The sequence below is a fragment of the Exiguobacterium sp. s163 genome (genome assembly GCF_018617135.1).
In the GTDB taxonomy this organism is placed as follows: domain Bacteria; phylum Bacillota; class Bacilli; order Exiguobacteriales; family Exiguobacteriaceae; genus Exiguobacterium; species Exiguobacterium profundum.
This window is the reverse complement of sequence record NZ_JACSJN010000002.1, coordinates 404,282-411,226: the sequence shown is the minus strand read 5'-3', so window position 1 is coordinate 411,226 and position 6,945 is coordinate 404,282. Positions and strand designations below refer to the sequence as shown.

General features: G+C 47.9%; 7 protein-coding genes. 1 reads left to right on the top strand and 6 read right to left on the bottom strand.

The window, feature by feature from the left end; genetic code table 11:
* Positions 1–125: 125 nt before the first annotated feature.
* The 3 genes from KNO71_RS08595 to KNO71_RS08585 are packed head-to-tail and all read right to left on the bottom strand — an operon-like array spanning position 126 to position 2,801.
* Entirely contained in the window at positions 126–326 is a 201-nt protein-coding gene (locus tag KNO71_RS08595) for a hypothetical protein (RefSeq protein WP_015881449.1), read from the bottom strand.
* Positions 327–367: 41 nt separating this feature from the next.
* Complete coding sequence (locus tag KNO71_RS08590) at positions 368–1,795, bottom strand: RecQ family ATP-dependent DNA helicase (RefSeq protein ID WP_240499808.1); 1,428 nt, start codon at positions 1,793–1,795, stop codon at positions 368–370.
* Positions 1,779–2,801, bottom strand: a complete 1,023-nt coding sequence (locus KNO71_RS08585) for a YpbB family protein (protein ID WP_015881447.1) — start codon at positions 2,799–2,801, stop codon at positions 1,779–1,781. Before KNO71_RS08585 ends, KNO71_RS08590 begins: the two co-directional genes overlap by 17 nt.
* A 142-nt stretch (positions 2,802–2,943) precedes the next feature.
* On the opposite strand from KNO71_RS08585, the gene KNO71_RS08580 reads away from it, so the two are divergent.
* Entirely contained in the window at positions 2,944–3,192 is a 249-nt protein-coding gene (locus KNO71_RS08580; RefSeq protein ID WP_015881446.1) for a ferredoxin, read from the top strand.
* A gap of 158 nt (positions 3,193–3,350) precedes the next feature.
* Here KNO71_RS08580 and KNO71_RS08575 read toward each other — a convergent pair whose 3' ends face one another.
* From KNO71_RS08575 to KNO71_RS08565, 3 genes are read right to left on the bottom strand one after another with little or no spacing between them, the layout of a single operon-like run.
* Complete coding sequence (locus tag KNO71_RS08575; protein ID WP_015881445.1) at positions 3,351–4,310, bottom strand: ABC transporter permease; 960 nt, start codon at positions 4,308–4,310, stop codon at positions 3,351–3,353.
* The gene (locus KNO71_RS08570) at positions 4,307–5,371 is read right to left on the bottom strand and encodes an ABC transporter permease (protein ID WP_047795404.1); all 1,065 of its coding nucleotides are present in this window, start codon (positions 5,369–5,371) and stop codon (positions 4,307–4,309) included. Before KNO71_RS08570 ends, KNO71_RS08575 begins: the two co-directional genes overlap by 4 nt.
* Positions 5,368–6,894 (bottom strand): ABC transporter ATP-binding protein, encoded by a 1,527-nt coding sequence (locus KNO71_RS08565; protein WP_078146732.1) that lies wholly within the window; start codon positions 6,892–6,894, stop codon positions 5,368–5,370. The genes KNO71_RS08570 and KNO71_RS08565 overlap by 4 nt, the downstream gene beginning before the upstream one ends.
* Positions 6,895–6,945: the final 51 nt, after the last annotated feature.

Genomic DNA, 6,945 nt, shown 5'->3' with positions numbered 1-6,945 from the left:
TGTTGTGGTGACTTCATTCTACACGAGGAAAGCGTCATGGGCTTTTTTGTGTTCACTTTGGGGTGTTGCACTTAATTTTATAATTCATCGAATAAAAAAAGATGCGAACTCTGTTCGCACCTAGTTTAAAATATGGCGTGTCGCCCGATATATATGAAAATGAGAATAATCGCTAGCATGGCGAAGGTTAATGTCATCGCCAACGGGCGCTTCATCCAGTTATCATTTAACTTCCTCTTCCGTTCGCCCTCTTGCCTCTCAGCTCGAGACGGCAACGTGTCCGCCAATTGCTCGCGTAAAGAATCCGCCTGATTCCGATGTCGCAACGTATGCCCTCCTTTACCTTTTTTATCATTTTACTATGATATTATTCAAAGGAAAAGATTTGCGTCAACCGAATTTTCCATTCTGTCACATTTTTTCGGACGATTTGCGGTGTATCCGGGAACGGAATCGGCCCACAAACATCACAGCATTCTTCTTGGTCGACCGTTTGTTCGGAAAAATAACGAAGCAAGTAATCGCGTCGGCATGTCCGGATGAGGGCATAATCCATCATCTGTCCGAGTTGACGATACCGATCACGCTTTCTTTCCTTTACCCAATCGAGTGCTTCTTGAAGCGAACGTTCTGTCAACAATTGCTTCAGCAGGAGAAACTTCGGGTCTTCTTCATTCATGCGTAACAACCTTGGTAGTTGCGCGAACGACGTCCCGTTCTCACGTTCAAAATAGGCTAGTCGCATGTCCTCGTCTTTCGGGTACTGTCCGTCGATTAAAAATTGCTGGATGCGTTCGTCACCATCGGCATATAGAAGGACCGCGAATGCGGGTTGTCCGTCACGCCCCGCTCGTCCGATTTCCTGCATGTATGCCTCGACTGTTGCCGGCAACTGAAAATGAACGACAGAACGGACGTTGTCTTTGTTCACACCCATCCCGAACGCACTCGTGCATACCATGACCGACACTTCGTCCCGTAAAAACTGGGACTGCACGAGTCGCCTGTCTTCCGTAGACATGCCTCCATGGTAAAACAATGCATCCTCTAGCTCAAAGGCTAACGCCTCTGCCTCGCGACGGGTCGCCGTGTAAACGACTGCAGGTTTGGGAATCTCTTGAATCAACTCTTTCAATCGCTCAAGTTTCTTCTCTTTTTCCAACCGTTCAACCAACAATCGGATTTCCGGACGATTGGCAGAGTGGACGAATTGTTCAGGTGAGAACAGTGCCAGCTTTTCAATGATGTCCTGTTTCACGCCTTCTGGCGCCGTCGCCGTGACCGCCATACACTGAGGACTCCCAATCTGTTTTCGCAACTCACCTAAACGCGCATACTCAGGACGGAACTCATGCCCCCATTGTGAGATACAGTGCGCCTCGTCAATGACGAGCATTTGAATTTTCACATTCGCCAGAGCACGCGTCACATAAGGAACGGCCAATTGTTCAGGTGAAAGATATAAAAAACGGTAACGTTTCAAATGGTTGATGATGTCCTGCTTCTCTTCAGCCGATTCCATCGACGTCAAACGAGCGACACCACGCTCTCCCCGTTCTCGTATATGCAGCATCTGGTCCTCAATGAGTGAGAGTAATGGCGAGACAATCACCGTGAGCCCTTGATTTTTAATATAAGAAGGAAGTTGGAACGTCAGCGATTTTCCCGCCCCCGTCGGCATGACGGCCAATACATCCTGCCCTTCGATCACGGCATGTATGATGTCGTGTTGTCCAGGGCGAAACGATTCATACCCGAACACTCGTTTTAATGTCGCTTCATACAAAACTCTCACCTCGTTTCAGTCTGGCGAAGACAAGTCGAATTTGAAAATAACTGACACGTCCCATTTTCTCAAATACCGGTTTCAACGCCCAGCTATCCGGATGCCGCAACTCTTCAATCGTGACCACATCCTCCATCGGTACAAATTGTTCGAGCGGGAAGACTTCTAAATACATCGCCATCTCGACGACATGGTCTTCAATCGTACTCGTACGTAAACGCCGTTTCGCTTGAACCTGTTGGAACGTGTATCCCTTTAAGAACAACTCATATGACTCACGTGCTGAATAGGTCATCCGGTCCGTCGATAAGCCGTACGTAAATCCCCGTAGTTTGGCATCATCCGGCAAGACCATTAACAGTTCGTTCCATCCGGCCAAAAAATACAAACGAGCCGTCTCGGCATCAACATGAAGCAGGCTGGCGATTTGTTCGTACGTCAGACCCGTCTCAAACGCTCCTGTGAATCGATAGACGACGGCCGTCGCATACGGGTCCCCGATTTGTTCAAGTGCTTGTTCAATCTCTTGATGAAACGTTCGCATGAGCGCTTTCCAATCCCGATCAAGATGTAACAACTGCTTGACCCATTGCTCTGCTGGACGATCGGCTTGTACCGGATAGAATGTCCGGGCATGTTCTTTTGACATGAACGTCTGCACGAACAAACTCAAGCGTTTCCACGTGGTCGCGTTAAAATCACGGCGTTCCCCGCCCAACCGATTGAATAGTTGCTCGACCGATTCTGGTGAAGCCAGCATTTCTCCCGCCTCTGTCAATCTGAATCGTTTACGGTCGAGCCATCCTCGTTTCTCAAGTTGTTTCAGGACAGATTCATACGAATAAGTCGTTTGTGGAAACTGTCCAAAAAGAGGCTCTAAGTCATAAAAAAATGCGTCCTGTAGCGTCGTGGCCGAGCGCTTCCCATTCAGGACATGGTAGAGACTTCGCTCACTCCGTTCTCCATTTAATCGTTTAATGGCCAGCAGAAGAACTCCATCCGCTAAATGAACCAAATCGTCACTTCCTTAAAAAAATCATTATCCTACCAAAAAGACGCTCGTTTCCTCATTGAAATAATTGGGTATGTAGACTACAATTACTCATAGTCAGTAGAATGATTTCTAAGAGAAACGAACCGTTTGGAGGGTTATTATCATGGCAAAATTTACAATCGTCGATAAAGATACATGTATCGCATGCGGAGCTTGCGGCGCGGCAGCACCAGATATTTACGATTATGATGATGAAGGTCTTGCGTTCAACTTGATGGATGACAACACAGGTACTGTTGAAATCCCAGATGAGCTATACGAAGACATGATGGATGCATTCGAGGGTTGTCCGACAGACTCGATCAAAGTAGCGGACGAGTCGTTTGACGGCGACGCTTTAAAATTCGAATAATCGTGAAAGACATATCGGTCCTGTACTGATATGTCTTTTTTGTGTTTTCGCATGTAACCGAGTCTAATCATGACATCTCTAGACAAGTATATCAAAAAAGGTTGTTTGGCTTAAGCACCAAACAACCTAGACGAAATGGACATATGTCCTATCTCGAATTAACGTTTCCCTTTAATATATGGGATACCGACTGACTTCGGCGCATCCGCACGACCAACGAGTCCAGCGAGAGCGAGAATCGTGAGGGCGTATGGTGCAATCAAGAGCAAGAGTTGCGGCACGTTATTGATGACCGGCAAGTTGCTTCCGATGATCGAGAGGGCTTGAGCGAATCCAAAGAACAATCCGGCACCAAGCGCACCGAGCGGATTCCATTTACCGAAAATCATTGCGGCAATCGCCAAGAACCCTTGACCAACGATGGTCGTTCCGCTGAAGTTCGTCGTGACCGTCACAGCATAAACCGCTCCGGCAAGACCACCAAACGCACCAGAGAGCATGACGCCCATGAAGCGCATTTTCGTGACGTTGATTCCCATCGTATCAGCCGCCATCGGATGTTCTCCGACCGAACGAAGACGAAGTCCAAACGGCGTCTTGAAGATGACGAACCACACAACGAACGCCAAGGCGATCGCAACGAACGACGTGTATTGGACGTTGATAAAGAACATCTTCAACACGGGAATATCGGATAAAAAGGGTACATTTTCTTTTGCGATCCGGTACTCGATAAAGTCGGTCTGTCCTTTGTTGTAAAGAACACGTACGACGAAGATGGCGAGACCGATAGCGAGCATGTTGATCGCCACCCCGAGAACCGTCTGATCCGCACGCCAAAGGATGGCAGGAACGGCCAAGAAGAGGGAGAACAACGCGCCGACGACCATGGCGACAAGCAAGGCAATCCATGGGCTAGAGGCACCAACACCTAAATCAGTCAAGGTGAGCGTCGTGATGATTCCTGTCGCGGCACCGATGACCATGATTCCTTCAAGGGCGATGTTGACGACACCAGAACGTTCACTGAAGATTCCACCAAGTGCTGCGATAATGAGTGGAGTCGCATAGGCAAGCGCAACCGGTACGACGATATAAAGGACTTCTAAGAAGTTCATTTTTTCTCCACTCCTTTCTTACGATTTCCTTTAAGTTTCTCAACGACATAGTTGATCGCATATCCAGACGCTACAAAGATGACGATGGCTGCGATGATGACTTTGACGAGCTCAGATGGTACGTTCGCACCGAGCTGCATTGCCAATCCACCGATGTTCAACCCTGCGAAGAGAATCGCTGCTAAAATGACTCCGATCGCAGTGTTCGCACCAAGAAGGGCGACGGCAATCCCGTCAAATCCGACACCAGTGAACGATGCCGAGAGGGTCATACTGCCGAATGTTCCGAGACCTTCCATCGCACCAGCGAGACCGGCGAACATACCAGAGATGACGAACGATAGGACGATGTTACGGTTGACGCTCATCCCTGCGTATTGTGATGCATGTTTGTTGAATCCGACGGCACGTAACTCATAACCGAGTGTCGTACGTTGAAGGATATAGTAGTACACGATTGCCGCAAGTACTGCGACAAGCACACCCCAGTGAAGACGTGAATACGTCGTCAACTCTTGGAGCCATGGCGAGGCGAGAGACGCCGAGTCGTTGATTGACTCTGTACGCTCGTTCGTTACGCCGATAACGCTACGCAATATCGCGTTCGTCGTGTATAGCGCGATATAGTTCATCATGATTGACGTGATGACTTCATGCACGTAAAACTTCGCTTTCAAGAATCCAGGAACGAACGCCCAAATCGCAGCTGCGACCATTGCCGCGAGGAGCGCGAGCGGTAAATGGATGAACATCGGTAAGTCGAAGTTAATCCCTACATAAACGGCTGCGACCCAGCCGATCAACACTTGTCCTTCTACCCCGATGTTGAATAGTCCTGTACGGAAGGCGAATGCAACCGCAAGACCCGAGAAGATGAGCGGGGCTGCAGCACGTAATGTTTCACCGACGGCATACGGACTACCAAACATTCCTTCAAATAACGAGATAAACCCTTGAACCGGGTCGTACCCACCAATCAACATGACGATAGCACCGACGAGTAGTCCTAAAATGATGGATAGGAATGGAATGAGAAGTTGGTTTAAACTTAATTTTTTCATTCTGTTTCGTCCCCTCTCTTACCGCCGGCCATCAAGAAGCCTAGCTCTTGCTCCGTCGTCTCTTTCGGATCACGAATCCCTACAATTTTTCCTTCGTAGAGAACAGCGATACGGTCGGATACGTGTAAAATCTCATCAAGTTCAAACGAGATGAGTAAGACGGCGCGTCCTTTTTCACGTTCTTTAATAAGCTGCTCGTGAATAAATTCAATCGCACCTACGTCGAGACCACGAGTCGGTTGAGCGGCGATGAGTAAGTCTGGTGAGCGATCGACTTCACGTGCAATGATTGCTTTCTGTTGGTTCCCTCCCGAGAGAGCACGCGCTGGAACATCAATTGATGGAGTTCGGACGTCAAACTTCTCAATCAACGCCTTCGCCTTCTCAGCCACAGCTTTATAGTTCATGAGACCTCGTTTCGAGAACGGTTCTTTATAGTACGTTTGAAGTACCATGTTGTCACGAATCGAGTAGTCAAGAACAAGTCCGTGTTTATGACGATCTTGCGGGATGTGTCCGATCCCTGCCTCGGTCATCTTACGCGGCGTGTGTCCTGTGACATCTTTTCCGTTGAGCAACACTTTACCAGACTCCGGCTTTTTCAAACCTGAAATGGCTTCAATCAACTCCGTCTGACCATTCCCATCAATTCCGGCAATTCCAAGTACTTCTCCAGCACGAATCTGTAAATCCAATCCTTCAACGACTTTCAAACCGCGACCATCTTTGACGACGAGGTTTTGAACGTCGAGAACGACTTGTTGTGGATCGGCTTTCGAATATTCTGCATCAAAGTTTACTTCGCGACCAACCATCATTTCAGCTAAACTGTCTTCATTTACCGTCTCGTCGACCTCGACCGTTCCAATGTAGCGTCCACGACGAATGACAGTACAGCGGTCCGCAACTTGCATGATTTCCTTCAGCTTGTGCGTAATCAAGATGATCGACTTACCTTCAGCAATCAGACGTTTCATAATTTGGATAAGTTCTTGAATCTCTTGTGGTGTCAACACTGCCGTCGGTTCATCAAAAATCAGAATATCTGCTCCACGATAGAGCGTCTTCAAGATTTCAACACGTTGTTGCATGCCGACTGAAATATCTTCAATCTTCGCATCAGGATCGATTTTAAGTCCGTATTGCTCTGAAATGTCCATGACCTTCTTCCGAGCTGTGGCGCGATCAATTGTGACCCCACTCTTCGGTTCAAGACCCAGAATGATGTTTTCAGTGACTGTGAATTTTTCAACCAACATAAAGTGTTGGTGGACCATTCCAATTCCAAGTTCGTTGGCGATGTTCGGATTTTCAATATCCACTTTCTTTCCGTGTACGCGAATCTCTCCACCTTCAGGCTGATAGAGACCAAATAACACGTTCATGAGCGTTGATTTCCCGGCCCCGTTTTCTCCTAAAAGCGCATGGATTTCACCTTTACGCAATTGGAGTGTGATATTGTCGTTCGCGACGAACGTACCGAACTCTTTGCGAATATTTAGCATTTCAATTACATATTCCAAGGAAGTTCACCCCTAACTTTAAGTAAAGGGAGACCACGTGGGTCCCCCCTA

Excerpts from the sequence above, each read along its gene's own strand:
- KNO71_RS08580 (WP_015881446.1), top strand. The coding sequence starts at position 2,944 with ATGGCAAAATTTACAATCGTCGATAAAGATACATGTATCGCATGCGGA.
- KNO71_RS08575 (WP_015881445.1), bottom strand. The coding sequence starts at position 4,310 with ATGAACTTCTTAGAAGTCCTTTATATCGTCGTACCGGTTGCGCTTGCC.
- KNO71_RS08570 (WP_047795404.1), bottom strand. The coding sequence starts at position 5,371 with ATGAAAAAATTAAGTTTAAACCAACTTCTCATTCCATTCCTATCCATC.